The sequence below is a fragment of the Coprococcus sp. AF16-5 genome, assembly GCF_003479365.1.
Taxonomy (GTDB): Bacteria; Bacillota; Clostridia; order Lachnospirales; family Lachnospiraceae; genus Coprococcus; species Coprococcus aceti.
Genome location: NZ_QUGZ01000002.1, coordinates 2,501 through 28,972, shown reverse-complemented (window position 1 = coordinate 28,972; position 26,472 = coordinate 2,501). Strand labels below are relative to the sequence as shown.

Sequence of the window (26,472 nt, the reverse complement as noted above, 5' to 3'; positions counted from 1 at the left end):
CAGAAAAAAGGAGAGAACAAAATGTTAGACAATGAAACAGAACAGATGCTGATTGATGAACTTGTTTTAAACTTTGTCACAACAGGCATCGTAGATATGACACATTTTAACGAAGAGTCCCATGTTGGGGTTGTTGCAAATGTCAGCAAAAAGAGCGCAGAAGGTATTATTGAGAAGTGCCTTATAAGAGAGCGTGAACGTACACGCAATATCTTAAGCAGTTCACGTAAGAAAGACGAGAAAATAAATCTTCTTGACAGGCAGATTGACAGGTTGTTTAAGATCATAAGCTTTTATGAGATGGACGACTCGGAATGGGATGAAGACTGGTATTTATCAGTAGTAAAGAAAGGCGGCGGATATTATGATGACTAGAAATGCTATTTTAAGGGAGACAACTGCGGAATATCTCAGACATGTTTCACTTACCACTCCGCTTGAGAATGTGGAAGAGGAGCTTGTTGCTTTTATTAAAAACAAAATTTATAACCACAATCATATTTACCATACGGCTTATAAGGCTCCAGATCGTCTCGATAATGCCGTCATGGCGGATGTAATTGTACACATGTTCAATGTTGTGAATATTGATTGTAACCCTGACGGCGACTCTGAGACGATGTTAGCCATATACGATAACGACAAAAGCAGCAGAGATTACGGCTTGTATGTTCCTGCTGATGATCTGATTGCGGATGCTGTGAGAAAGCTCAATTACCTTGCCAAGCAGAGCGATATTAAAGAGGTAATTATTTCAATCAAGCTTAAAGCTCCGATTGCTCACCTTACTATGGATAAGCACCTTGTGCCTGTGGCAAATGGCGTCTTCGATTATTCCACAAAGAAACTTTATCCATTTGACCCGGACAAATATGTTTTTCTTGGGAAAATGTCTGTGCCATTTGATGCAACTGCTGTTAATCCTGAGTTTGAATTTGATACAGAAGATGGAAAGTTCATCTTCAATTTTGATAAGTGGCTTATGGAGATCGCAGATGACAGAAAAGAACTCTACGACCTTTTGTGGGAAGTCATATCTTCTGTATGCCGCCCATTTGCACACTTTGATAAATTGATATTTTTCGTTTCAAATACAGGTGCAAATGGTAAAGGCTCACTCCTTAGAGCAATTCGCAGTCTGTGCGGAGAACGGCGGACAAGTTCCATATCTCTCCGTGAGTTATCAGAGGATAAATACATAGGCCCCGCCATTTTCAACAAGCTTGTTATTTTATCCGATGAGAACAGGGTATCAAAGAATAAGAAGCTTGAAGGTTTGGAACGTGCGAAGCTCCTTGCAACAGGCGATATCATCAGAATTGAATATAAGTACAGAGATAGTTTTGATTTTAGATTTTCTGGTCGCTGTATCTTTTGCTTAAATGATAACTTGAAGCTTGAAGACACAACAGGATCTGCCTACAGAAGAATACTGTCAATCCCATTTCTTAGAAGCTTTGTCGGAAAAGAAAACAAATATTTAAAGTCTACAGTGCTTGTGGATGAGCGTGTGTTAAGATACATCTTAAATCATGCTCTTATGTGTGTGGACTGTGACGAGGACTACCATATCCCTGATATCTGTCTTCGTGAGCTTGATGATATCAAGACGTTGAATGATCCGATCCGTGAGCTTTGGAAAGAAATTGAACCTGTACTTGTCTGGGATATTGTTCCGTTCTCATGGCTTTTCGAGGTGTACAAGGGTTTTCTTAGGAAAAACTACCCAAGCGAAAAGCCATTAAACCGCTCCGTCTTTATTGATGACTTGCTTGATATCTTAGATGAGGAAGAAGACTCACTGTTTTACTGTGAAGATAAGGGGAAACGTTACAGGACCGGCGACATGATGTCAAAGTCAGAGATTTTAACATACATGTACGATGTCAGAGATTTCATGGATCTGACGCAGGATAATATCTATCTTATGTGTATTCCAGTCGGTAAAACACAGGTAAGAGGTATTTTAAGAAAAACTGTGAAAGGAGATACCTGCGATGAGTAAAGAAAAAGAGTATACCGCCGAGCGGAAGTTGTTTGAGTATGTAGCATACATAGGGCTTGACTATAAAGAAATTCGTGAAAAGATGGAAAGCGGCGACTTGCCGGAGATGGAGTTGGATGCGATCACCGAGATCATATATTCCATTTTACCATCTGAAATAGAAGAGCTTATAACAAGTCCTGATGATGAAAAGGCAAGCCCTCTTGATAAGGCGATGGGTTTAGAACAGGCAGCGCACGTATTTAATATGCTTCACAGGTTTTATTTAAATATTTATGAGGGTACGGGCTGCTGTGAAGCAGATACAGAAATGTCGGAAGACGATATGGATTATGCTTTACGTGAGATGGAAGAAGAGGACAACAAGCGCATGGAGAAGCTTGTGTTTAACTATATTGCCTATAATTCATTTAGCTTCAATGATCTGAGACAGAAAATGAAGGAGTTCGTTATTCCAGAGCTTGATATAGATGATGTTACGGATATAATATTCTCTCATCTTCCGGGAGAACTTGAGAAGCTTAATAGTCAGGCGAAGGCAGCAGAAGATTTGATTTCCCAAAACGCTTTTCTTGCAAAAGCAAATGGTGTTTACGCTTCCCTGTATAACTTCTATAATGATATTTATATAGAAGACGAAGAACTGGTTGCGGAAGTTCTCAGCAAGAAAGCAAAAGACGATGAGATATGTTTTTTGAATGACCCGGTGATTGAGTCGGGTGCTGGAAGCTGGGAGGAGTATTACGGTCATGATGTTGACGACTAAAGCCCCATCTATTTAGCGCCTTTGACCCTATATTGACCCTAAAAAATTGAAAACCTCATGGAATGGGTGTAAAATGCGTGTGATATATGGACAAAACCCACGGAAAATGGACATATTTGACGACATTTGACACATGAATAAAACGTGAGGGTGGTAGAACAGTAGGTTCAGGAAGAGTTGCAACTATCATCGAGTAATCTTTGATTTCGTATCATAGAAACTTAAATACAAGCCGCAATTCCTCATTTTATGAGGAGTTGCGGTTTTTGCGTGTTAGCAATGAGAAATGCAAGAAAGCCGCTAAAACCAAGGGATTGAGTTTGCTCAAGACCTTTGGGATTAGTGGCTTTTCTTATGTGGCGAATGCCACGACCGAGCCGGCAGGCGAGGTTACATTTCTCAACGGAAGATGGTCGAACATAGAAAAAGCCCTTTTCAAGTTCTTCACTCAAAATGGGCTTGTGATACGCGTATGATACACGTGTTTCTAATCTTCGGCGTGAGGCCAGTTAATCTTCCATTCAAAATACTCTTCTTTGGTAATTTTACCGGAGGCTAAGTCCTCTTTTTTCTTTTTCCAGGTATTCAGGAAATCATCAAGTAAGGAATAATCAAAACCAACAGCGATATGCTTCTCGGTAGGGTCTTCGGGATCTGTAACTTCGTAGAGGGGCATATTGTAGTGCTCATCCAATTCAAAGAGAGCATACATTACATCTTCCGCTGCGTAGAGGGAAGGCTCGTAGATGGAACGGTAATTACAGTTCAAAGCTTTTGCTAGCTCCTGTATCATATCCTCTTTGGGTGTGCGGTTGCCGATTTCGTACTGACGGATTCGTACGTCGGATAAACCAACAGCTTCACCGAGCTGTGCCTGTGTTAATTTGCGGAAATTTCTGATTCGTTTTATTCGTTCACCAATAGCCATCGTGTAACTCCTTCCAATTTCATAATAGTAACAATATCGTTTCTAATAATACAATAACATAAATGTTACTGTATAGCAATAGAAAAGTTCACAATTCAGGACAGAATGCAGAGCTGGATCTATGGGGAAGAGATTTTTATAAAAAGAAGCATTTTTTATAAGTGATAAAAATTCTCGCTCATTCCTTGACAGAAACACATATGTTACTGCATAATCAAAACACCAACAGTAACAATATGGTTACTGACTTGGCGAATGGGAGGTGAGTGCCATGTGCAAGAGCGTACATAAGTTTTAGTGGAAAGGAGGAAGGAGTATGACGAAACGCTATTTATCTGCGAAGGAAGTTGCAGAACTTCTGGGAATTGCAGAATCAACCGCTTATGCAGTTATCCGTGGATGGAATAAGGAACTGAAAGCACAGGGTTATTTTACCAAGGCAGGTTCCGTTCCGAGAGCCTACTTCGAAAAGAAGTGCTACGGATATGGCGAAGCGCAATAGATGAACTTTGATAACTGAATAAGCCATACCCGGAGTAATCCTAGGTGTGGCGACTACAAGAAAGAGAGGTAATGAGTATGCCGGTTTATAAGGACGAGAAACGAAACACTTGGTTTTGCAAGTGCAACTATAAGGATTGGCTTGGTGAGAGTAAATCCAAGATGAAACGCGGATTTGCTACCAAGAAGGATGCCCGGCAGTGGGAACGTGATTTTTTACAGAAGCAGAGTGCCAGTATGGACATGAAGTTTGCTTCTTTTGTAGAAGTGTACTTTGAGGATAAGGCACCGAGACTGAAGGAGCGTTCCATAATGACGAAGCGGACATTGTTTGAAACCAAAATCATTCCTTACTTTGGTGAGAAACAGATGAATGAAATTACTGCGGTGGATATCATCAAGTGGCAGAATGCGCTTTTGAATCAGGATTACAAGCCAACGTATCTGAGAATGATACAGAACCAGATGACAGCACTTTTTAACCACGCAGAGAAGTTCTATGATCTGAAAGACAATCCCTGTAAGAAGGTGGATAAAATGGGGCGTCCGAATGCTAAAGAGTTAAACTTCTGGACCAAGGATGAGTACGAACAGTTTATACAAGGTTTTAGTTCGGATGAGGAGATGTACCGAATTATCTTTCAGATGTTATTCTGGCTTGGATGCCGGGTAGGGGAGCTGCTGGCACTTACCAGCGAGGATATTGATTTTGAAAGCGGGACGGTGAACATCTCCAAGACCTATTACAGGAGAAATCAGACAGATTATATTACACCACCGAAGACAGAGAGCTCTAATCGCAAGATTACTATTCCGAAGTTTCTGGCAGAGGAGATGAAGGATTTTGTGGACAGACAATATGGAGTGACACCGGAGGACCGAATCTTCCCTATCACGGACAGGGCAATTCAAAAGAAGATGAAACAAAAGACGGAGCAGGCGAAACTAAAACCTATCCGTGTGCATGACCTTCGCCATTCGCACATTGCTTTGTTAATTGAGAAGGGGATGCAACCGTTGGTAATCGCTCAGCGGGTGGGACGTGATTCTGTGAATACGACCATGAATATCTACGGACACCTTTATCCGAATAAGCAGAAGCAGGTGGCAGATTTACTCAATGCGGAGGCTACCGGGGAACCGGAAGGCAATCTAGTGGATATGGCAACAGAGATGCGTTTTCGAAAGGCAGGTGGATGGTCATGAGAATGGTAAGAGGATTTTACAACGAGCAGAATAACACGGTGAATGTGGTTCACTACGATACCAATCACATCATAAGTCTTGACTGTGGGAAATGGGAGCAGGGTCTTCGGACCACTCCAAACTCCCAAGGACGGATGGATGCACTGGCGCTAGATGACCCGGTGGAGTATGTGAGGTTAATGCTTAGCGGGGAAATACAGGTGTGGTTGGATGCGTTAGATGACTTGGGTGTATGGTAGAAAGACAAGCGGGGTGAGGACCGGCTGGAGAAATCCAGTCGGTTTTGCTATTTTCTGAAATGGTATTCTTATGTCGTAAAATGATGCAGGTAAGTTTAGAAGTGTCTTTTGCCAGATACGCATTTTGGATATCCGGTGCAAAATGCTGTACTGGTTAGGGAAAAATCCCTAAAACCCTTTGGATATAACAGAGGTACTCCACTTTTTGGAGCACCATTTAGCAAGTGACGCCAAAAAATGGAGCACTTTTGTAAAAATGGCTCCAAAAAGTGGAGCACCATCAGATGATAGATATTTTGATAATTTTGTAGTGGCTCCAAAAAATGGAGCATCTTTTGAAAAGTGACGCCAAATAGTGGAGCTATTTTGATGATATGGCTCCAAAAAGTGGAGCACCTATATGGAAACGGGGTTTTAGGGGGCTTTGCCCCTTAACCGAATGCACAAAGGGGCTTGTGGGCACAAAGTGCGTATCTGGCGAAGGACGGGAAGAGGCGAGAAGAAAAACTGAGAAATGGGACAAATAAGGAGTAGGGGGAATTTCGTTTTGCACAAGTAAGAGATTAAACAGCGGAAAATATCGTGTGAGAAGAGCCTGAATGAACTTTTAAAACATCGCAAGGTTATGCGAAGGTTTCTTGAAGATGAAAAAAGCTTATGTTATAATGTTTAATAGAATTTTGATACTTTTTGATGCATGATGGAGGGCACATTATGGCTGTATCATACAACAGATTATGGAAGTTATTAGTGGATAGAAAAATGAGCAAAGCGGATTTGAGGAAGCAGGCAGCAATAGCACCTAATACAATGACGAAGCTTAGGAGAGATGAAGAAGTGACATTGGGTGTGCTGGGCAAGATTTGCAAGACGCTTGATGTGGACTATGGAGATATTATGGAATATGTGAAAGAATGAGTCCGGATTTTTGGACACCATTTCCTGTATACTTATATGTTGAATAAATAGTCTTTAATTTTTTAGACTTGGCAAGGAGGATAACCAATGGATTTGTTTGAAAATCTGTCTGATAATCAGATTGAAGCGGTAAAAACTATTGATGAGGACTTGGAAATAATTGCATGTGCAGGTGCCGGTAAAACCGGTGTTGTTACCCGTAGGGTTATTAATATTTTAAAATCAAATCCAGATATTTTGCCTGAGAATATTGTTGCATTTACATTTACGGAGAAAGCAGCAGAAGAATTAAAGAGCAGGGTTTATAAATATGGTGAAGCAGTGTTGGAAAATACGAAGGGCTTTGCCAATATGTATATTGGTACAATACATGGTTTCTGCTTGAAGATGTTACAGGAATATATTGTTCAGTTTCAGAAATTTACAGTTTTAGATGAAATTAAGACGAAGCTATATATTGAGAAAAATTATAACTTCTGTGGTATGCCGGATTTGGGGTTGAAAATATATACAGAGACCAATTTATTCTTGAGTGTAATTAGTACATTAAATGAAAATTGGTTTGAAAGAGACAAGTGGGATGAAAAAACAAGAGCTGCAGTTGATAAATACAAAGACACATTCTATAGAAAGAATTATTTTGACTATTCTTTGATTATGCAGGAGATGCTTAATCAGTTGGAAAACAATAAGGATTTCGCAGATATCATCTTAAGTAAGATAAAGTATCTGACAGTAGATGAGTATCAGGATACAAATCCAATACAGGAAAGGTTGATTCACTTTATCAAACAAGGTGGATGTAATCTGTGCATAGTTGGTGATGATGATCAGACGATTTATCAGTTTAGAGGAAGTGATCCGGAGAATATACTCACTTTTAGAGAAAGATATGGAATCAATAAGTATATTGTTTTGGGAACAGATTATAGGAGTTCAGAAGCGATTGTCGATATTGGAAAGCGTGTTATTGTAAATAATGAAAAGCGCTTACCGAAGGTAATGGAATCAGGAAAACTCATAAAATATGAAGAAGGCGATACGGTTTATAGGGAGTTTGATGAGTGCGATGAAGAATATGAATTCATTGCGAAGCGTATAAAGGCATTACATGATTCGGGTGTTAAATACTCTGAGATGGCTGTTCTGCTTCGAAAACGTAAGCATGGACCGGATATTGCCAAAATGTTTGACGAGTATGAGATACCATACATTATTGAAGGCGTAAATGAGCTGTTCAGCACTGCCGAATGTCAGGCGGCAAAGGGAATATTTGATTATCTTGCCGGTACAATCGGAATGATGGAATTATTTCAGCTTTGGAAAAGTATAGATTATGAATTAGATGAAAAGGAAATAGCAGAAGCAATTGCTACGCTAAATGTAATTGATGTAAAATCCAAAAAATTCTATGGAGAGTTTGTATTACAGAAGGTATATCATGATTTTTTACGTAGAATATCAATTGTAGATGAGAGCAATTCATCAGAGATTATTTTATATAATTTAGGAAAGTTTAGTCAGGTAATTAATGATTTTGAAACGATTTATTACACCACAATACCTGCTAATAAGCTTAGTAGCTTTTGTAATTTCTTAAAATACACCGCAGATGGATATTATCCAGAAGGACATATTGCGAATACATATATTAGACCAGATGCGGTGAATATTATGACAGTGCATCAATCCAAAGGATTGGAGTTTACTGCGGTCTTTATTCCACAGATGAATCATAATAACTTTCCGTCAGCAAAGATGGGAGGAAAGAGTATTTGGCATGTGATAGAAAAGGATTGGATTCCAAATGCAGATAGATTTGCAGGAGGCGTAGAAGAGGAACGTAAATTGTTTTATGTTGCTATTACGCGCGCAAAGAAGTTTTTATTCCTAACCCGATCTCCTGGAAATGCAAGAGAAAAGAAAGTATCAGAGTTTATGGTAGAAGCGAAAGAATCTCCATATATGCTTGGCTTTGATGAAAAAATGGTATATACAGGGAACCATATTCCGCCTATGAGCGAGGATGCAGCCCCACTCAATCTTAATTTTTCTATATTACAGGATTACTTTGACTGTGCATACCGTTTTAAGTTATCCATGTTTTACGGATTTGTACAACCTATTGTACCAGCGTTAGGGTATGGAAAGACAATGCATGAGATTGTTATGAATATACATAGAAGATTCTTAAGTGGAGAAACATTGTCATCTGAGGATATTGAACAGATTGTGAATGACAGCTTTTACTTACCTTATGCAAATCCTAAGCTACAAGACAACATGTTGGAAGGTGCAAAAAAATCCATAGCTGGATATGTAACTAAAAATCAGGATGATTTTGCAAATATAACAATGGCGGAGGCGGATATTGAACTGGATATGGGAGATGGAATAAAGGTAAATGGACGGATTGACTTGGTAAAACGTCGTGAAATATCCGGTGAAGAGAAAACTTATATCGTTGATTTTAAAACGGCTAGTCGAGAGGTTACAGAGTGTATAAATGCAGAACAGTTAAAAATATATGCATTGGGATATCAAAAACTAACTGGGGAAACTGCAGATTATTTGGAAATCTATAATTTGGATAATTCTGAAAGTGAACGTCAGAGAGTAACTGAAGGATTGCTTGAGAATGTAAGTCGTGATATCAGAGATGCTGCTTCAAATATTAGAAACAATGATTTGCCACGAAAATGTAGCAAGGGAAAATGTCAGAAGTGTTACTTGAACTACTTGTGTTTGAGTAAAAAGGAAAAACAGGAATATGAAGTATAGAACAGGAGAAACGTATGAGCAATTTGTCTAAAATCCGTCGGGATAAAATGATAGAGTTTTTGGAAACTTTAAAAGAACAGCATAGCGATGATGAGTCTTTGATTGCAATAAATCAGATTGAAAAAGAACTGCTATCAAAACGCTATGGACTTGTATGGGAAGAGCATGAGGAAGCTGTTGATGTAATGATGCGTGATAATATTCCGGTTTTTACGGAAGTAAAAGAACGCGAAATATGTATGGCACCGGGCGAGGACTATAATTTCCTGTTGGAAGGGGATAATTTGCATAGTTTACATTTGCTTGAGAAAACGCATAGAGGAAAAGTGGATGTTATTTATATTGATCCACCATATAATACAGGAAACAAAGACTTTGTGTATGATGATGCTTTTGTGGTTAAAGAGGACACTTATTGCCATAGTAAGTGGCTATCTTTTATGTCTTTGCGACTTAATTTAGCCAGAAATTTATTAACAGACGATGGTTTAATTTTTGTTAGTATTAGTGATGTTGAACAAGCTAACTTGCGTTTGCTATGCAATGAAATATTTGGAGATAATAATTTTGTTGCGAATTTGGTCTGGGCCAATAAGGAAGGTGGCGGTAGTTCGGATAGTAAGCTATTCAGGATAAAACATGAATATATTTTGGTTTACGCCAAAGATATTACAATGATAGAGATAGCTGGAGTAAATATAAGTAATGAGGAACGTTATAAATGTAGTGATGAATATGAGAGGATCAGAGGTAAGTATTATCTACAGAAGTTGGGTATGGGTTCAATTCAGTATTCAGAATCACTAGATTATCCAATAGAAACTCCTGATCATACATATATTAATCCAAAAGATAATAATAGTGGTAAGAAAGCATGTTGGAGATGGTCAAAGGATAAATACATGTGGGGGTTAAAAAATGGATTTATAGAGATAAAAAAGGACGCAAAGGGAATTTGGACTGTCTATACGAAACAATATCTTAATTGTGATAATGAAGGGAATATTATTAAAAGAACCAATAGGCCAATGGGTATTATAGATGAATTTTCAAGTACGCAGGGGGCAAAAACTATAAAACAATTATTTGAAAATGTGGCATTTTCTTATCCCAAAGACGTTAAATTGATTAAATGGTTACTTCAAAGAATGGTTAAAAAAAATGTAACTGTGCTTGATTTTTTTGCTGGCTCAGGAACTACAGCACAAGCAGTTTTGGAGTTGAATAAGGAGGATGGAGGACATCGTAAGTTTATTCTCTGTACGAATAACGAAAACAATATTTGTGAAGATATAACATATCAAAGAATTAAAACAGTTATTAATGGTAAAAGACAGGATGGAAGTATATATTCGGAAGGTATTCCGGCAAATCTAAAGTATTACCATACAGATTTTGTATCAAAATCCGAAGAGTATTTAGCAGACGCTTTGCTAGATCATGTGACCGAAATGATTCAATTAGAACATGGTATTAAAATTGATGATAATTCTTATATCATGATTATGAGTGATGATGAGGCTGATGAATTAGAAAAAAAATGGTCTGAATATAACGAGATTAAAGCGATTTATGTATTTCAAGATGTGTTACTAACCGCATCGCAAGAGGTGCTTTTTGGAGCAGCGGATATGTATACAATACCTGACTATTATTTCGCTTTTGAATTAAGAGAGGCGGGAGAATTATGGTAAAAGGGATAAAAGATTTTGAGTTTCAGAATGATTGCGTCGACTTCTTGATTCAAAAGACGGTAGAACGAGATAGCAAGAAAGTGATTACTGTCAAGGCTCCCACCGGTGCGGGAAAGACAATTATTCTGATTAAATATATTGATGAATATTTGAACAATACAGATAATAATACAGCATTTGTTTGGCTATGTCCGGGTAAAGGAGACTTGGAAGAACAAAGTAAGGAACAAATGGAACGCATTACACCACAGAGAGATACGAGAAATTTATTGTATTCCTTACTAACTGGTTTCACGCCGGGAAGCATCACTTTTATCAATTGGGAACTTGTAACTAAGCGTGGAAATAATGCACTTAAGGATGGTGAGAGACAAAATCTGTTTGATAGAATTGCAGATGCCCACAAAGAGGGAACAAACTTTGTAGTTATCATTGATGAGGAACATACTAATAATACCAGCAAGGCGAATGATATTATAAATGCTTTTGCAGCAAAGAATATTATACGTGTGTCTGCGACAGCAAATAAAGTCAGTCATCAGGAGTATTATGAAATACCGGAAGATGAGGTTATAAATGCCGGGCTGATTACACGTGCAATTTATGTGAATGAAGGTGTAGATGAGGATAAACAGATAGTAAATGATTATGACTATCTACTTGATTTGGCAGATGAGAAGCGTAAAGAAATTGCAGAAAATTATAAGTTGGTAGGAGCTAATATACGTCCGCTTGTTTTGATTCAGTTTCCTGCCGGACAATCTGAAACAATTAAAGCTGTTGAGGAAAAACTGGAGTCCCTGGGATATACATATGACAATGGAATGGTTAATATTTGGATGAGTGACGACAAGATGGTGGCAGACGATTTAACCGCTTTAGATGGTACACCTGCATTTTTGCTTATGAAGCAAGCTATATCTACCGGATGGGATTGTCCTCGGGCAAAGATACTTGTTAAGTTGCGAGAAGGTGGAAGTGAGGAATTTCAGATTCAGACGATTGGACGTATAAGAAGAATGCCGGAACGAAAGCATTATGGTATAAATGTATTGGACTTTTGTTATTTGTATACGCTGGATACAAAGTATAAGGAAGGGGTATTATCTTCCTTGGATAAGGCATATCAGTTGCGGCGCTTATTCTTGAAAGATGAAGTAAAAGGATTTTCGCTTACCAAAGAATTGCGTAATTTGGATTACGATGGCTTGGGCGAACGTGAAACCTTGCTAAAAGTACATGAATACTTTAAAATTACTTATTCATTAACTGGGAATAAAGAAAATAACAAAGTTAATTTGGCAGGAGCAGGCTATAATTTTGATGAAGAAATTGATAGTCACATTTTGCGAGGAATTTTTCGTACAACGGAGGAATTGACAAAACAGGATGCACAACGACAAATTGTGATGAAAACGCAGGTGAACACTCATACGCATGGTATATATTTGCTGCATGCGATAGATGAAATAAAAAAGGTAACCGGTATGCAATCACAAAAGGTAAAGGCGATTCTGGAAAGAATGTTTCGAAAAGGAAAGAATAATAAATATAAATTTCTTGCATTAGATACGAACGCTTTTTATGCATTTATTATTAACAATACGCAGAAGTTAAAAATGGATTTTAAACATGTTACCAGTCAGATGAATGTTCAGCAATCTTTTGTTTTGGAACCTAAGACAGATACGTTCACAATTCCGGAACAAGAGATGTATAAGTTCAGTGAAGTTAAGAAAGAACAAGAATTCCGCTTATATGCATATTGGAAATATACAACAGCATTTTGTACCGATAGAACACGATCTTTACCTGAGAGATTATTTGAGCGTTACTGCGAAAATAATCGTGAGGTGAAGTGGTTTTACAAGAATGGAGATGCCGGGCAGCAGTATTTGTCAATCGTATACACGGATGCATTGCAGAAACAGTGGTTGTTTTATCCGGATTACATTGTGCAGAAAGAAAACGGAGAAACATGGCTTATTGAAACAAAAGGTGGCGAGGCTTCCGGACACAGTAAAAATATTGATATGCAAATGGGTAATAAATTCTTAGCATTTAAGCGTTATGCAGAACAGTATGGTCTCAAATGGGGATTTGTAAGGGATGAAGATGAACAGTTGTATATTAATAATACTGAGTTTGCGGAAAGTATGGCAGATGAACATTGGGTAGCGATTGAGGAAAAATTTTAATATCGATTACCTGAATCGAGATATAGGAGGCTGTTATGGCAGGATTTACAATTGACCTAGCTGGTAGAGTAAAGAATTTTGATTTGCCAAAAACACAACCACTAATTCCCTTGTTTGAGGCGGTTGTGAATTCAATATATGCTATTGAAGAAAGGATGGAACGTGAGAATTTTAAGGGGAAAATCGATATAAAGATAATACGAGAACCGCAGGAAATTGCTCCAGTGGAAGGAATAAATAGTACAATAAATGAAATAATTGGTTTCAGTATTTCAGATAATGGCATTGGATTAGACGACAATAACATGAAATCTTTTTTGCAGTCTGACTCTACATATCGTGCAGAAAAAGGAGGAAAAGGAGTTGGTAGATTTTCGTGGTTAAAGGCATTTGATAATACAAAAATTACTAGTATTTATAAAGATGATGATACATGGGTAAAGAGAGAGTTTGAATTCTCAATAGATAAATTGGATATTGATGATTCATTAAAAGAAGTAGAAGAAAGAGATTATTGTACAACGGTAGAACTAATTGATTATAAACCAGTATATAGGAAGCATGTTGGAAAAAGCCCAGAAGTTATAGCAACAAAAATTATGCAGCATTGCATGATATATCTTATGTCTCCGAATTGCCCGATTATTAGTGTTATTGATGATGAAAGATATTGTATTAATGATATGTTTGAAAAACGAATAAAGAGAGAGGATAATCCGATTAATTTTGTTGTTGGAACTGAAAAATTCTCTTTAGTAAATGCTAAAATCCAAGATGCATCTGTTGGTGGAAGTAAGATTTATCTATATGCTAATGATAGAATGGTAAAACCTGTGGATCTAGATAAAACTTTAGTCGATTTGGATAAAAATATATATGATGATAAGGGGTTCTATTATGTAGGAATATTAACAGGAAAATATTTGGATGATAACGTTGAAATGAATAGAACTTCATTTGATATTTCAGAAACTGCAGGTGAAGATGATATATCCATGGATGATATTGTTTCAAAGGCAAAAGAACAGGTTGAAGAGTATTTAAAAGATTATTTATTAGAAGTTCGTGAAAAAAAAGATGCAAGAATACGAAAATATATTTCGAGTAGTGCACCGCAATTTGGTCATTTGTTGAAGTATATGCCTGATTCAATAAATGCGATTAAACCTACATTAAGTGATGCGAAACTTGACGAAGAACTATATAGAATTAAAAGAAAATTTGATGTGGAATTAAAAAAAGAAAATCAAGATATGCTGGATAAAATGTCAACTGGTATAGATGATTTAGGACAATATGAACAAAAATTCAAGGAACAATTTGAGAAGATAAGTGAAGCAAATAAGTCGGCACTTGCAGAATATGTCTATCATAGGAAAATTATTCTAGAGATGTTACGAAAAGGAATTCATCTGAAAGAGGATGGAAGATTTAACAAAGAGTCTTATATCCATAATTTAATTTATCCGATGAGAAAAACTTCAGAAGACATTGAGTATGAAGCGCATAATTTATGGCTGATTGATGAAAGATTGGCATATTGTGAATATATTTCTTCTGATATTCCGTTTGATAATAATCCTAAAGAGGAGCGTACTGATATTTTGATGTTAGATCATCCAATAGCATTATCAGACGAAAATAATACAGGAAGAGAATTTGAAACAATAGTTATATTTGAGTTGAAAAGACCAATGCGTGATGATTATGATGCAAAAGAAAATCCCATTCAACAACTATTAGGATATGTAGATAAACTATGTACGAATAAAGTGACGGATAAAAATGGAAGACTCATTAAGGTTGGTAGTAATACTCAGTTTTATCTATATGCTGTATGTGATCTGACCCCAAAAATGATTAAAGTTGCAGAAGATAGGGATTTTATTGAAACTCCGGATAAGCTAGGGATGTATAAATATCATGAAAAGAAGCGCGCATATATAGAACTTATTTCATACAATAAACTTATTTTGGATGCCGAAAAACGAAATAAAGTTTTATTTGAAAAATTGGGAATTTAGCAGTTAATAATTAGAATCTATATTTTGCAAAATAGAAAGCGAGATGAGATTTTTGGAGAATACTTTTGACCTTTCACAATTTGATGAATACAGAGAAGACAACAGAAGAGAAGTGAAGAAAGCAAATGGTGGTTTACCAATATCTTTGTGGGACACATATTCTTCTTTTGCAAATTGCTATGGCGGTGTTATTATTCTTGGTGTCAAAGAAGAAAAAGATGGCAGTTGGAAAACTACCGGTCTTCAGAATGCGTCCAAGCTCCGAAAAGACTTTTGGGATACCATCAACAATTCTAAGAAAGTGAATATTAATCTCCTGTCGGAAGATGACGTAGAGATGTATGAAGTCGGTGACAATAAAGATGTCATTATGGTTATTTATGTGCCCATGGCGAAGCGTGAGCAGAAGCCGGTATACATCAACAATGATATTTTTAATGGCACTTTCCGCCGTAATTATGAGGGCGATTATCATTGTACCAGATTGCAGGTAAAGACCATGCTCCGTGATCAGACCGAGCGTACTATGGATATGGAAGTGCTTGATAAGGTTCCGATGGAAGATTTGAATTATGATACCATTCATGGATATCGCAACAGCCATCGCTCTTTAAAAGAGGGACATCCCTTTGAGCGTCTGAGCGATCATGAGTATTTGAGAAGCATTGGTGCGGCTGCTATTTCAGAGGAAGACGGAAAGTTGCATCCTACGGCAGCAGGTATGCTGATGTTTGGGGACGAATATAACATTGTACGCCACTTCCCTGAGTATTTTTTGGACTACAGGGAAGAGTTAGATTCTACAACACGCTGGAGCGACAGATTGCAGTCCAGTTCCGGTGAATGGTCCGGAAACGTGTGTGACTTTTATTTTAGAGTTTATAACAAGATTATTAAAGACATTAAGGTACCTTTCAAAATGGTCGGAGGTGAACGCATTGACGACACTCCGGTGCACAAGGCACTCCGTGAAGCTTTGGCAAACTGCCTGATTAATGCAGATTATCACGGATTGCGAGGTGTTGTTGTTCGCAAGGAACCGGACAAGATGATTTTGGCAAATCCGGGCTATGTCAGAACGGGTAAAAAGCAGATGCGTCTTGGTGGCGAATCCGATCCAAGAAACAAGGCTCTTATGAAAATGTTTAATCTCATCAATATTGGTGAACGAGCTGGAAGTGGTGTGCCGAATATCTTTAATGTTTGGGCAGATGAAGGCTGGGAAGAACCGGTGATTGAAGAGAGATTTGATCCGGATAGAACGATACTGTCACTTCCTTTTGTAAAAAAAGTGGCGGAAAAAAGTGGCGGAAAAAAAGTGGCGAAAAAAAGTGGCGAAAAAAAAGTGACGAAAAAAAGTGGCGAAAAAAAAGTGACGAAAAAAACACAGGAAAAATACGATGCTATTTTGAATGCTATGCAGCCTGATAAGTGGTATAAAGCTTATGAATTCGAAAGTATTGCAGGTGTTAAGGAATCAAGAATTAAAGTACTGCTTAAGGATATGACGGAACAGGGACTGATTGAGAGTACCGGTAGTACGAAAGGTAAGATGTATAAAAAAATTAATGCGAATTAATATAAGGTATTGGAGATGGTACAAATGAGTGAAATTGTAGGCAGAGAGTTGAAACGTTGGTCGGAAACATTAGAAGAACTGAATGAATACGATATAACATTGGTCAATATTTTACTAAAACATTATGAAACTCTTATAGAAGCTGGCGGGACTGCTGGTGGTAAAAGAGCTAATAAATTTGTGGAGTATATCGGTGAGAAGCAAGGCGTATGTGATAAAACTATTGAGACTTTATCATTTGGATCGGAAATGAATACAAAGAAGATAAAGAAATTAAATGGCTTAGAAGTAGATTCATTTAGAGGTTTTTCAGTGAGTCGAACATTTAATCTTGATAAGCAGTATGTATTCCTTTATGGACCTAATGGTTCTGGAAAATCCAGTTTTAGTGAAGCTTTGGAATACAGTTTGCTTGGTGTTATTGAAGAAGCAGATGCAAATAAAATTAAACTATCTACTTACATCAAAAATACTGCGACTAAAAAAGGAAAAAAGCCTACGATTACTTGTACATATGAGGATGGCTCGGAAGATGAAGCCATAATTGATTATGATGCATACAGATTCGCATTTGTAGAAAAAAATAGAATTGCTGATTTTTCTCATATTAGTGTATTGAATTCTAAGAATCAGAGTGAGAGAATAGCTGCTTTATTTGGACTATCAGCCTTTAACGAGTTTGTACAAGGGTTCACGACAAATTTTGATGAGAAATATTTAACAACAAGTTCTGTTACGGAGAAACTATTTGAAGAAAAAAAGCTATCGAGAGATTCTAAAGAAAAACAACTTCAAGAAAGCAAAGATGAATTAAATAGAATTAGAGATTTGCTTGTAGAAGAAATTGCAAAACTTAAAAAACGGGAAATAACAGAGGTTGACAGTGCGTTAGATTATCTTGAGAATCCCACGACAGGTATTTTGACTGTAAAAATTGCAGAGCGAGATAAACAGTATGTTACTCCAATACCGGTAGAACATATTGAAAGCTTTATAAATTATATTTTAAAATTGCAGAAAAATCTTAAAATTGTTAATGAAAATAGAAACAAATTATCGGATATGGCTCTGCAGGTAAATTATAAAAATTTGTATGAGATTATATCTGAATTGGAAGAAACAACGAATTGTCCTGCTTGTGGAACGAATTTGGCTAATGCTGAAAGAAATCCATATGAATATGCTAAAGAGCAGTTAAAAACATTTACTGAAATAGAACTGATACAGAAAAAAATCAATGATGCCGCTCAAAATGCTAGGGAGAACATTCGTGAGATATTAGATTTTATTTCGGGAAATCAAGAATTTTTTAAACTATTACAAATAAAAACAGACAATATGGTTTCCGTAGAATTGGAAGATATTCGAATGTATGTGGATACTGTGAGTAAGTGGTTTGAATTTTGTGAAGAATTAAAGGGATTTGACAAGATAGTTGCCCGAAACAAAATAGAAGAATACAATAAGGCGGCAAACAAATCAAATTCTGAATATGATCAACAAGTTGCAAAGCTTAGTGCTGTAAGAAATGCACTTGTGACATTAAAAACTCAGATGAATGAAAAGGAGCAGATAATAAAGAGATGCCAAAAAGAGATTAAGGAGTTTGATGAACAAAGCGAGGATACAATAAAGAAAATTCACGAAGAAAAAAGAATTTGTGAATTTAATGTAAAAATTATAGAAGCTTATAATAAGATAATTGGTAGTTTGGTTAATTATAATAATGAGTTGCCGAGGCAGGTAGCACAGGATTTAGAACAGAAAATCGTCGATTATTATAATACAATCAATCATGATGATGCAGATTTTGAAAAGATAGAAGAATTGATTTTACCGGATGCAACTTCTGACAAAATGTATATTACATTTGCTGATGGTAGCACATCGGAAGCGTTACAAGTTTTAAGTGAAGGCCATATTAAAATTTTGGGCTTGTCAATTCTTTTAGCAAAAGCGGTGCATGATAATTTAAACTTTATTATATTTGACGATATCGTAAATGCCATTGATGATGATCATAGAAATGGTGTAGCGGATTTGTTGATGAATCATGCCGATTTTGCAAATACACAGATTATATTGTCTACACACGGAGACCAATTCATTTTTAAATTGCAAGATAAGTTAGGTCAAAAGAGAGTAAAAGAAAATGCTATTGTGTATAAATTTATTCCGGCAGATTCATTAGAGGAACGAGGTGTAATAGTAGAATACTCTGATTCAAAAACGCCATTGATGGCTGCAGAGGATAAGTACAATAAAAATGAAACAAAAGATGCTGCTTCAAAATGTCGACAAGCAATGGAGTGTATTTCATATAATCTGTGGAATTTAATTGCTAAATCTTCAGATGCGACGATATCTGTAGGGATGAGAAGTCCCAAGAGTTTACCAGATTTAAGTTCTATAGTGGATGGTTTGATTAAGAAAACTGGTAAGATAAAAGGTATGGAAGACATTAATGCAGAACTCAAGAGCCTTAAAGAAGCTGGGAATTGGCGCGTCCTGAATAAAGGAACCCATTTCGAAGATGAACAAAAGGAGTTCGAACGTGCTGATATAAAGTGCGTTTATGACCATTTGGTTAAGTTAGATGATATGATTAGAAATATGAAGATTGTAAATAGCGCTGAGACAAAATGAAGTTCAATAGAGATTTGGAGGTGAGAGTAATGGCACAACAAGAGAACCCCATTGTTTTTATAAGTTATTCACAAGATTCATTATCATTTGCAGATCAAGTACTTTCTTTTGCTAACAAATTGAGAAGAGAAGGAATTGATGCTATTCTGGATCAGTATGAAGAGGCTCCTTCTGAAGGTTGGCCAAGATGGATGGAAAATAGTATAAATAGAGCCGACTATGTTATAGTGATTGGTTCAAAAGGATATTATGATAAAATATATGGAAATGTAGAACTGGGAAAAGGTCGGGGTGTTAAATGGGAAGGGAATCTCATATATCAGAAATTATATATGTCGGATACAATGAACAACAAATATATTCCGGTTGTTTTTGATGAGAGCGATTTGGAGTATATTCCAATTCCGCTTCAGGGAAGCACTTATTATAATATTAGCAACGAGAATGGATATGATAGATTATATTGGAGATTGCGAGGCATTAATACGAAAGAAAAACCGCCGCTTGGAAAATTGAGACCATTGCCAGAAAAAGAAAGAAAAAATTTATTTATCACTTCGATGATAGATATTGAGGCGTGGAATAAAGCAGTTTGGCGTGGGGCAGGTTTTGTATTAGGATATATGCCGTTGCCGGCGTTGCTGTTGCCGTTTGTTAATGAAAAATATGCGATTAAGATTTTTGAAGATTGGATAAAGATAATAGGAAGAGATGATAAAAAAGAAGATATAAGGATTGCATTAGTAGAAGGAGATGTACCGGGGGAGACATCAGGATATTACGTAGTGGTTGGAAATAATATTGATGAAGCTATGAAGCGAGCCGAAAAAGGTGGTTTTTCTGCGGACGAGACGATGATACTTAACGTATCTCGTATAATTCGTGCAAATCCTAGGGATAATTTCCAATCATTTAATTACTTTAAAGATGCATATCATCAATATGGAGAATATATGTTAATGCCTGCTGTATTGAATGAAAAGACTGGAGAAATCAAACCACTTCCGCAGTATGGAATACATAAAAAGCAGTTGGTTTATAGGCATATTTCAGACATAACAGAAAATGATCAGGATGCCATATTACTTCAGAAGAATAAGCCGTTTTCACTATATAAGCCAAAGTAGGTTTTAGTAAGTGAAAGTTCTGGTTAAAGTATTTTAAGTAAAGATACACACAATAGGCTTTCGGAGTGTACTTTTCTCAAATTTGTATCACACTGTGTATCGTGGCACTGGTGCCGTATGCTAAAACTTATCCCACCACGCTATGATACACAAAAACGTGTATCACGCCCCCCCCTAAAATGTGTATCACAACCCTGATTTTGTTAAAATTTCCAATTTACATCTTTTTTCGCCCATGTTATATTAGTACATAGGTGAACGGAAAATAGCGGATTATCGTGATATGAATTTGCAACATTTTCCTCGGAAAAAGTAAAAATAATAGGTGAAATACCCATAAAATGAGTCACAAAATGGCAAAAACCGTAACATATAAGTTTCTAAATGCGACCAAATCAGACCGTGAGGGTGGTAGAACTGTAGGTTCAGGAAGAGTTGCAACTATCATCGAGTAATCGCTGATAAACCGCATAAATAAAGGATTTTCAGACCTTCGAGGGTTTGCCCTCGGAGGTCTTTTTTTTCTGCTTAAAAATGGGTTTTGACCCTATTTTGACCCTAATTTAGAGCAAAAAATGAGCTTTGCCCCGACAAATGACATAAAAACCTCAGAGGGAAGATCTAAGGATAGGAGATTTGCAGATAGGATATTAAGGGTACAGGGGATAAAATACTTTGACATACACGTAGATGCGTGTTAATGTGAATACAGAAAAAGGTGCTACCGATAGACGGTTAGCACCCATGTCCCGATTGTAGCATCCTGTAATTATGAGGGCAACACGGAAAAGTTGAAAAACGTCGAAAAATAAAAATAAAAAACGTTATAGAAACTTTAGATAATGTTCAAACACAATTAGATACTTTAGTTAAAGAAACTCATAAAGCAATTATAGATACTCGGGTAGCATTTGAAAAAACAGATAAGGATAATATTAAGTTTTGGAAAGGATAGCGACATGCGAAAAAAAAGTGCATTATTTTTGATTTGTTGTTTTATTATATGTTTAGTAGGGTGTGGTGTAAAAATAAAAACAGAACATTCACAGAAGAATTCTCAAGTAGAATTAACAAGTAGACAGAAGAAAATATTAAAGGAAGCGGGATTATCCACCAATTATGATGATTTGTTATCTTCACAGAGGATTGCAATCAAAAGAATTGAGGAATTATATAAGTATTTAGATAGTGAATATGATGAAGAATTTATTTATGAAGGTTATATTGCTCCAAACTCGCTACAAGATGAACAATTAATAGTTTATCCACAAGGACTAACAGAAAGTGATATTGTAACAGTAACGGTTTCTAAGATAGATGATAAAGAGATTATAACTGATGATTATTTGAATCTATTATTAAGAGATGATTATGAATCATATATAAAAAATATTATAGTAAAATTAGTTAATTCAGAAAATGTAAAAGTATATTCAGAGATAACTGAAGTTAAAGATAAGAATAATTCGGAATATGATAACAATGTTTCTGCAATGAATAAAATCTTTATTCTCAACACAGATGATAATAAAGAAATGCTTGACAAGCTTAATAAGAAATACAAAGAAAGTTTAGAATCTCATAAACTGTATAGCGTTAATAAGTTTTATATAATGGAAGAAAATGCATTTGAAAAAATAACCAAGTATAATTATGATGAGTACTTGAATGATGATAATATAGTAGCAAAATTCAGATGTAGTTTATCTGAATAAAAAAATGAATCGTTAAATAATAAATGTAAAGCAGAAACAAAAATAAAAAGTGTGTCTAATAGAATGTGATATATAGTAGCTGAAAATAATTTCAATAATTGGAGATTATATATTGTAATAGCTAGATTTATAAGAATTATAATATAGAACATTGTTAAATATTATTTTGGGGAGTAAATGAAGAATTTCTACTCCCCGGTTATGGCAATTTCCAGTACAATGATCCGGCGAATGGCAATGACAATTACAATCCGTATGGCAATGCTCAGTATGGTGCCGGATATGGTGGTAATTATAAAAATAGCTAATTATTATTTATATAGAAGAGACGCAATATAGAAGAAAAACAATAATATAATACGTATAGATCTATAATATGGCTGGGGTATTTATCGGCTGCTGATAATAGTTGACTACGACAATAAAAATGTCGTGGTCAACTATATTTTTATGTATGGGACTTAAAATGATAAAAAAGACTAAACCTGATTTAGTGATCTGGTGTATTTACATATTTGCTGAAAACAGCCAATTCTCGCATCATGTCCTGTAAAAAACACCCGAAAAACACTATTCTGTCAATGAATGTGTCAAGTTTTTAGCAAAAGCTTGACATGTAGCATCAGCCCTTGCCGAAGGCAACTTAAAATGGGCTGATGTTCAATAGAAAGGAGGCAACAGATATGGATCAGAAAAAGTCCGGTTCATTCCTAAGAGAACTGAGAAAGGAAAAACAGCTTACCCAGGAACAGCTTGCTGAGCGATTTGGAGTAACAAGCCGCAGTGTGTCAAGGTGGGAGACAGGCAGCAATATGCCGGATCTCAGTATCCTGGTGGAACTGGCAGATTTCTATGATGTTGATATCAGGGATATCATTGATGGAGAAAGGAAGGGTGAGGACATGAATAAGGAAGAGAAAGAGAGATTGCAGCTTGTAGCGGATTATGCAGAAACTGAGAAGAATACATTGTTGATGAGGTTGCGTATATTTAGCATAGTGGGGTTGATTTCACTGATTGCAGGATTGACGATGATGGTGATCAGCAGAGATAACAATCTTCCGGTCTATGATTATTTGATGGGGACGCTTATGGGAGTTGCTATAGGTGCGTTGCTGGTTGCGGTGTTCTATTCAACCGGAGTTTTAGAAAACATGAGGAAGCGAAAAAGAACACTTATGAAAGTGCTTTTGGTAATAAGCATATTAATCCTGCTTGGAACATTCATCGCGGCAATCATAGCATCGTTATGATATATATAATGAGCATTGCGACGGGGCGCTTGCGCAAACTAAATGTAATATGCTATAATTTTTAAGGATGCAATGTGGACGATCAGTTTGTGGCATCCACATGAGCACAGATATTTTGCGTGAGATATAGTAAATATGAATAGTGCAATCATTTTTTATGACGAAAGAATTACAATTATATATGTATAAGCCCATAATATGGTTGGGCGTATCTACCAGCTACCGATAATAGTTGACTACGACATGGATTGCCGTGGTCAACTATATTTTTGTGTAAAAATATGTGTGTGGATACAGAGTATGGATAGGGTTTTACAAAAAATATAAAATGATTTTGGAGGGTGCGCGTATGAGGTATGACGTGATAATTATTGGAGCAGGACCAGGAGGAATATTTTCTGCATATGAGCTGACAAAGCAGGCTCCGGATCTCAAGGTTGCAGTGTTTGAGGCTGGACATGAGCTTAAGAGAAGAAAATGTCCGATAGACGGCACAAAGATCAAGAGCTGCGTGGGATGTGATAGCTGTTCGATCATGAGCGGATTTGGCGGTGCAGGTGCATTTTCCGATGGAAAGTACAATATTACAAATGACTTTGGCGGAAGTCTGTATGAGTACATCGGCAAGAACGAGGCCATAGACCTCATGAAGTATGTGGATGATATCAATATGGAGTACGGCGGAGAGGGTACGAAGCTTTATTCCACTGCCGGCACAAGATTCAAGACAGTGTGTCTGCAGAACAGGCTTCATCTGCTTGATGCTTCGGTCAGACATCTTGGCACGGACATCAACTATATAGTTCTAGAGAATCTGTATGCATATCTTCAGGACAAGGTGGATTTCTATTTTGACACTCCTATACAAACGGTGGAAAAGATGGACGATGGAACATATAGTGTATGCTGCAAGAAGGGTACATTTGCTTGTAACAAATGTATCATATCCGTTGGAAGAAGCGGAAGTAAATGGATGGAGACAGTGTGCAAGGATCTTAATGTGCCCACAAAATCTAACAGAGTAGATATAGGAGTCAGAGTAGAGCTCCCTGCAGCTATATTTGCACATTTGACGGATGAGCTCTATGAGAGCAAGATAGTATACAGAACGGAGAAGTATGGAGACAAGGTGCGAACTTTCTGCATGAACCCAAGGGGTGCCGTGGTTACTGAGAATACTAATGGAATCATAACGGTAAATGGCCACAGTTATGAGGATCCTGCAAAACAGACGGATAATACAAACTTTGCGCTCCTTGTGGCAAAGCATTTCTCAGAGCCGTTCAAGGACTCCAACGGATACGGCGAGAGCATAGCGAGACTCAGCAACATGCTGGGCGGAGGAGTAATAGTGCAGAGATTTGGCGACCTCATAAGGGGACAGCGCTCCACCCAGAGCAGGATAGAGGAAGCGTTCATCACACCTACGCTCAATGCCACACCGGGAGATCTGAGCCTTGTCCTTCCAAAGAGAATTCTGGATGGAATAATCGAGATGATCTACGCTCTTGATAAGATAGCCCCAGGAACGGCAAATGAAGATACACTGTTGTATGGAGTTGAGGTCAAATTCTACAACATGGAGGTTGAAGTAGATGATAAGCTTGAGACAAGATACAAGGGGCTGTATATCATAGGAGATGGCAGCGGAATAACACACTCCCTTTCACACGCATCTGCAAGCGGTGTATACGTAGCAAGAAATATTGCACATGGCGAATAAAACGAATAGATATTTATATAGAAGAAAGTCATTCAAAACAGAGTATCGTGATAGGGGTTCCAGATACTCTGTTTTTATTTGATAAATGAGTTTCAAGTGAAAATACATTTGTTTGACTGGATGGGAGAAGAATGGTAGAGTTGTAAATGGCATGAAAATAGATTTAAAGTCTGCAACAAATATGAAAACAAATTTAACTAAGAAAACTATTAGTGGCATTGTATAGAAGACGCTATATGATGGATTATTTTCGAAAGAAGAAAGAAAATAGGAAAATATGGAGGGATCAGTTATAAATCAGATATGCGCATCTATGGATTCATTCTTTGATACAGAAAAGAAAATAGGCGATTATATCGTTAGGAATCCCAAGAAGGTTGTGGATATGACAGTCGGGGAGCTGGCAAAGGAGTGCGGTGTCAGCGAGGCCTCGGTGTCGAGATTCTGCAAACGAATAGAGCTGAAGGGATTTCACCATCTCAAGATATCGCTGGCGAGAGAACTCGTGGATGCCAAGGATGACGGAGAGATATCTGGACATATATCTGTGGATGATATGGAAGGTTCTCTGAGAGGAATACTGTCGAATAAAAGTGTATATACAATCCAAATACATAATTATATATGGAGGAAACAGACATGAAAGATATCAAATGGGCAGTTCTCGGAACAGGAGTTATCGCAAATGAGATGGCAGTGGCACTCAAAAAGAATGGCAGGAACATTTATGCGGTTGGTAACAGGACGTATGACAAAGCGGTGGCATTTGCTGAGAAGTATGGCATAGGTAAGGTTTATTCAGACTACAATGAGATGTTCACGGATCCGGAAGTGGACGTGATACATATAACGACTCCACACAATACACACATACAGTTTATGAGAAGAGCGATAGAGAATGGAAAACATATACTTGTGGAAAAATCTATAACATTGAACAGCGGTGAACTTGGAGATATGCTGGAACTGGCGGAGCAGCACAATGTGATCATAGGCGAAGCGATGACTATTTATCATATGCCTATTTACAGAAAACTTAAGGAGTTACTGGACTCGGGTGCACTTGGCAAGGTCAATCTCATAACCATGAATTTTGGAAGCTTCAAAGACTATGATATGAACAATCGATTCTTCAACAGAAACCTTGCGGGAGGGGCAATGCTGGATAT

21 protein-coding genes and 1 riboswitch (1 of these 22 running past the window's edge) are annotated in these 26,472 nt (G+C 37.0%); of the genes, 20 read left to right on the top strand and 1 reads right to left on the bottom strand.

Annotated features, from left to right (window positions below; all coding sequences use genetic code 11):
* Nucleotides 1-21: 21 nt before the first annotated feature.
* From DWW70_RS05065 to DWW70_RS05050, 4 genes are all read left to right on the top strand, one after another.
* Nucleotides 22-375 carry a hypothetical protein gene (locus tag DWW70_RS05065; RefSeq protein WP_118649363.1) on the top strand — a complete coding sequence of 118 codons (354 nt, stop codon included), beginning with the start codon at nucleotides 22-24 and terminating at the stop codon, nucleotides 373-375.
* On the top strand, nucleotides 365-2,005 hold the full coding sequence (locus DWW70_RS05060) for a DNA primase family protein (protein WP_118649362.1): 1,641 nt from the start codon (nucleotides 365-367) through the stop codon (nucleotides 2,003-2,005). Before DWW70_RS05065 ends, DWW70_RS05060 begins: the two co-directional genes overlap by 11 nt.
* Entirely contained in the window at nucleotides 1,998-2,771 is a 774-nt protein-coding gene (locus DWW70_RS05055) for a hypothetical protein (protein WP_055271903.1), read from the top strand. Before DWW70_RS05060 ends, DWW70_RS05055 begins: the two co-directional genes overlap by 8 nt.
* A 266-nt stretch (nucleotides 2,772-3,037) precedes the next feature.
* Nucleotides 3,038-3,247, top strand: coding sequence for a hypothetical protein (locus tag DWW70_RS05050; RefSeq protein ID WP_118649361.1), 210 nt, complete (start codon nucleotides 3,038-3,040; stop codon nucleotides 3,245-3,247).
* A gap of 11 nt (nucleotides 3,248-3,258) precedes the next feature.
* Here DWW70_RS05050 and DWW70_RS05045 read toward each other — a convergent pair whose 3' ends face one another.
* Nucleotides 3,259-3,699: a helix-turn-helix domain-containing protein gene (locus DWW70_RS05045; protein WP_118649360.1), complete on the bottom strand. Its 441-nt coding sequence runs from the start codon at nucleotides 3,697-3,699 to the stop codon at nucleotides 3,259-3,261.
* Between the two features lie 316 nt (nucleotides 3,700-4,015).
* On the opposite strand from DWW70_RS05045, the gene DWW70_RS05040 reads away from it, so the two are divergent.
* The 16 genes from DWW70_RS05040 to DWW70_RS04965 form a co-directional block, all read left to right on the top strand.
* A complete protein-coding gene (locus DWW70_RS05040; protein WP_058353765.1) occupies nucleotides 4,016-4,201 on the top strand; it encodes a hypothetical protein in 186 nt (61 codons plus the stop codon).
* Nucleotides 4,202-4,278: 77 nt separating this feature from the next.
* Nucleotides 4,279-5,406, top strand: a complete 1,128-nt coding sequence (locus DWW70_RS05035; protein WP_118649359.1) for a site-specific integrase — start codon at nucleotides 4,279-4,281, stop codon at nucleotides 5,404-5,406.
* Nucleotides 5,403-5,645 (top strand): DUF6061 family protein, encoded by a 243-nt coding sequence (locus tag DWW70_RS05030; protein WP_118649358.1) that lies wholly within the window; start codon nucleotides 5,403-5,405, stop codon nucleotides 5,643-5,645. Before DWW70_RS05035 ends, DWW70_RS05030 begins: the two co-directional genes overlap by 4 nt.
* A gap of 714 nt (nucleotides 5,646-6,359) precedes the next feature.
* Nucleotides 6,360-6,563, top strand: coding sequence for a helix-turn-helix domain-containing protein (locus DWW70_RS05025; RefSeq protein WP_118649357.1), 204 nt, complete (start codon nucleotides 6,360-6,362; stop codon nucleotides 6,561-6,563).
* Nucleotides 6,564-6,650: 87 nt separating this feature from the next.
* The gene (locus tag DWW70_RS05020) at nucleotides 6,651-9,344 is read left to right on the top strand and encodes an ATP-dependent helicase (protein ID WP_118649356.1); all 2,694 of its coding nucleotides are present in this window, start codon (nucleotides 6,651-6,653) and stop codon (nucleotides 9,342-9,344) included.
* 14 nt (nucleotides 9,345-9,358) lie between these two features.
* Nucleotides 9,359-11,038: a site-specific DNA-methyltransferase gene (locus DWW70_RS05015; RefSeq protein WP_118649355.1), complete on the top strand. Its 1,680-nt coding sequence runs from the start codon at nucleotides 9,359-9,361 to the stop codon at nucleotides 11,036-11,038.
* Nucleotides 11,032-13,236, top strand: a complete 2,205-nt coding sequence (locus DWW70_RS05010; protein ID WP_118649354.1) for a DEAD/DEAH box helicase — start codon at nucleotides 11,032-11,034, stop codon at nucleotides 13,234-13,236. The genes DWW70_RS05015 and DWW70_RS05010 overlap by 7 nt, the downstream gene beginning before the upstream one ends.
* Before the next feature lie 35 nt (nucleotides 13,237-13,271).
* Nucleotides 13,272-15,260 carry an ATP-binding protein gene (locus DWW70_RS05005; RefSeq protein ID WP_118649353.1) on the top strand — a complete coding sequence of 663 codons (1,989 nt, stop codon included), beginning with the start codon at nucleotides 13,272-13,274 and terminating at the stop codon, nucleotides 15,258-15,260.
* 43 nt (nucleotides 15,261-15,303) lie between these two features.
* The gene (locus tag DWW70_RS05000; protein ID WP_243017680.1) at nucleotides 15,304-16,839 is read left to right on the top strand and encodes an ATP-binding protein; all 1,536 of its coding nucleotides are present in this window, start codon (nucleotides 15,304-15,306) and stop codon (nucleotides 16,837-16,839) included.
* 24 nt (nucleotides 16,840-16,863) lie between these two features.
* Nucleotides 16,864-19,485 carry an AAA family ATPase gene (locus DWW70_RS04995; RefSeq protein WP_158576511.1) on the top strand — a complete coding sequence of 874 codons (2,622 nt, stop codon included), beginning with the start codon at nucleotides 16,864-16,866 and terminating at the stop codon, nucleotides 19,483-19,485.
* A 29-nt stretch (nucleotides 19,486-19,514) separates the two neighbouring features.
* Nucleotides 19,515-20,612, top strand: coding sequence for a toll/interleukin-1 receptor domain-containing protein (locus tag DWW70_RS04990; protein ID WP_158576510.1), 1,098 nt, complete (start codon nucleotides 19,515-19,517; stop codon nucleotides 20,610-20,612).
* 911 nt (nucleotides 20,613-21,523) lie between these two features.
* Nucleotides 21,524-22,327, top strand: a complete 804-nt coding sequence (locus DWW70_RS04985; RefSeq protein WP_147360138.1) for a hypothetical protein — start codon at nucleotides 21,524-21,526, stop codon at nucleotides 22,325-22,327.
* A gap of 683 nt (nucleotides 22,328-23,010) precedes the next feature.
* Nucleotides 23,011-23,580 (top strand): helix-turn-helix domain-containing protein, encoded by a 570-nt coding sequence (locus tag DWW70_RS04980; protein WP_015534190.1) that lies wholly within the window; start codon nucleotides 23,011-23,013, stop codon nucleotides 23,578-23,580.
* A gap of 160 nt (nucleotides 23,581-23,740) precedes the next feature.
* Nucleotides 23,741-23,839, top strand: a riboswitch (purine riboswitch).
* Nucleotides 23,840-23,929: 90 nt separating this feature from the next.
* Complete coding sequence (locus tag DWW70_RS04975; RefSeq protein ID WP_118649349.1) at nucleotides 23,930-25,303, top strand: NAD(P)/FAD-dependent oxidoreductase; 1,374 nt, start codon at nucleotides 23,930-23,932, stop codon at nucleotides 25,301-25,303.
* Between the two features lie 277 nt (nucleotides 25,304-25,580).
* Nucleotides 25,581-25,946, top strand: coding sequence for a MurR/RpiR family transcriptional regulator (locus tag DWW70_RS04970; RefSeq protein ID WP_082418105.1), 366 nt, complete (start codon nucleotides 25,581-25,583; stop codon nucleotides 25,944-25,946).
* Nucleotides 25,943-26,472, top strand: partial view of a Gfo/Idh/MocA family protein gene (locus DWW70_RS04965; protein WP_118649348.1) — the 5' portion only. It continues 442 nt past the right edge of the window; the window shows 530 of its 972 coding nt (coding positions 1-530); the start codon lies at nucleotides 25,943-25,945; its stop codon lies beyond the right edge, outside the window. Before DWW70_RS04970 ends, DWW70_RS04965 begins: the two co-directional genes overlap by 4 nt.

What these genes read in the sequence shown, in the direction of transcription:
- DWW70_RS05065 (WP_118649363.1), top strand. Translation starts at nt 22, where the DNA reads ATGTTAGACAATGAAACAGAACAGATGCTGATTGATGAACTTGTTTTA.
- DWW70_RS04990 (WP_158576510.1), top strand. Translation starts at nt 19,515, where the DNA reads ATGGCACAACAAGAGAACCCCATTGTTTTTATAAGTTATTCACAAGAT.
- DWW70_RS05020 (WP_118649356.1), top strand. Translation starts at nt 6,651, where the DNA reads ATGGATTTGTTTGAAAATCTGTCTGATAATCAGATTGAAGCGGTAAAA.
- DWW70_RS05010 (WP_118649354.1), top strand. Translation starts at nt 11,032, where the DNA reads ATGGTAAAAGGGATAAAAGATTTTGAGTTTCAGAATGATTGCGTCGAC.
- DWW70_RS05005 (WP_118649353.1), top strand. Translation starts at nt 13,272, where the DNA reads ATGGCAGGATTTACAATTGACCTAGCTGGTAGAGTAAAGAATTTTGAT.
- DWW70_RS04975 (WP_118649349.1), top strand. Translation starts at nt 23,930, where the DNA reads ATGAGGTATGACGTGATAATTATTGGAGCAGGACCAGGAGGAATATTT.
- DWW70_RS05040 (WP_058353765.1), top strand. Translation starts at nt 4,016, where the DNA reads ATGACGAAACGCTATTTATCTGCGAAGGAAGTTGCAGAACTTCTGGGA.
- DWW70_RS05025 (WP_118649357.1), top strand. Translation starts at nt 6,360, where the DNA reads ATGGCTGTATCATACAACAGATTATGGAAGTTATTAGTGGATAGAAAA.
- DWW70_RS05030 (WP_118649358.1), top strand. Translation starts at nt 5,403, where the DNA reads ATGAGAATGGTAAGAGGATTTTACAACGAGCAGAATAACACGGTGAAT.
- DWW70_RS04995 (WP_158576511.1), top strand. Translation starts at nt 16,864, where the DNA reads ATGAGTGAAATTGTAGGCAGAGAGTTGAAACGTTGGTCGGAAACATTA.
- DWW70_RS04970 (WP_082418105.1), top strand. Translation starts at nt 25,581, where the DNA reads ATGGAGGGATCAGTTATAAATCAGATATGCGCATCTATGGATTCATTC.
- DWW70_RS05000 (WP_243017680.1), top strand. Translation starts at nt 15,304, where the DNA reads ATGAGATTTTTGGAGAATACTTTTGACCTTTCACAATTTGATGAATAC.
- DWW70_RS05055 (WP_055271903.1), top strand. Translation starts at nt 1,998, where the DNA reads ATGAGTAAAGAAAAAGAGTATACCGCCGAGCGGAAGTTGTTTGAGTAT.
- DWW70_RS05060 (WP_118649362.1), top strand. Translation starts at nt 365, where the DNA reads ATGATGACTAGAAATGCTATTTTAAGGGAGACAACTGCGGAATATCTC.
- DWW70_RS04980 (WP_015534190.1), top strand. Translation starts at nt 23,011, where the DNA reads ATGGATCAGAAAAAGTCCGGTTCATTCCTAAGAGAACTGAGAAAGGAA.
- DWW70_RS05045 (WP_118649360.1), bottom strand. Translation starts at nt 3,699, where the DNA reads ATGGCTATTGGTGAACGAATAAAACGAATCAGAAATTTCCGCAAATTA.
- DWW70_RS05035 (WP_118649359.1), top strand. Translation starts at nt 4,279, where the DNA reads ATGCCGGTTTATAAGGACGAGAAACGAAACACTTGGTTTTGCAAGTGC.
- DWW70_RS05015 (WP_118649355.1), top strand. Translation starts at nt 9,359, where the DNA reads ATGAGCAATTTGTCTAAAATCCGTCGGGATAAAATGATAGAGTTTTTG.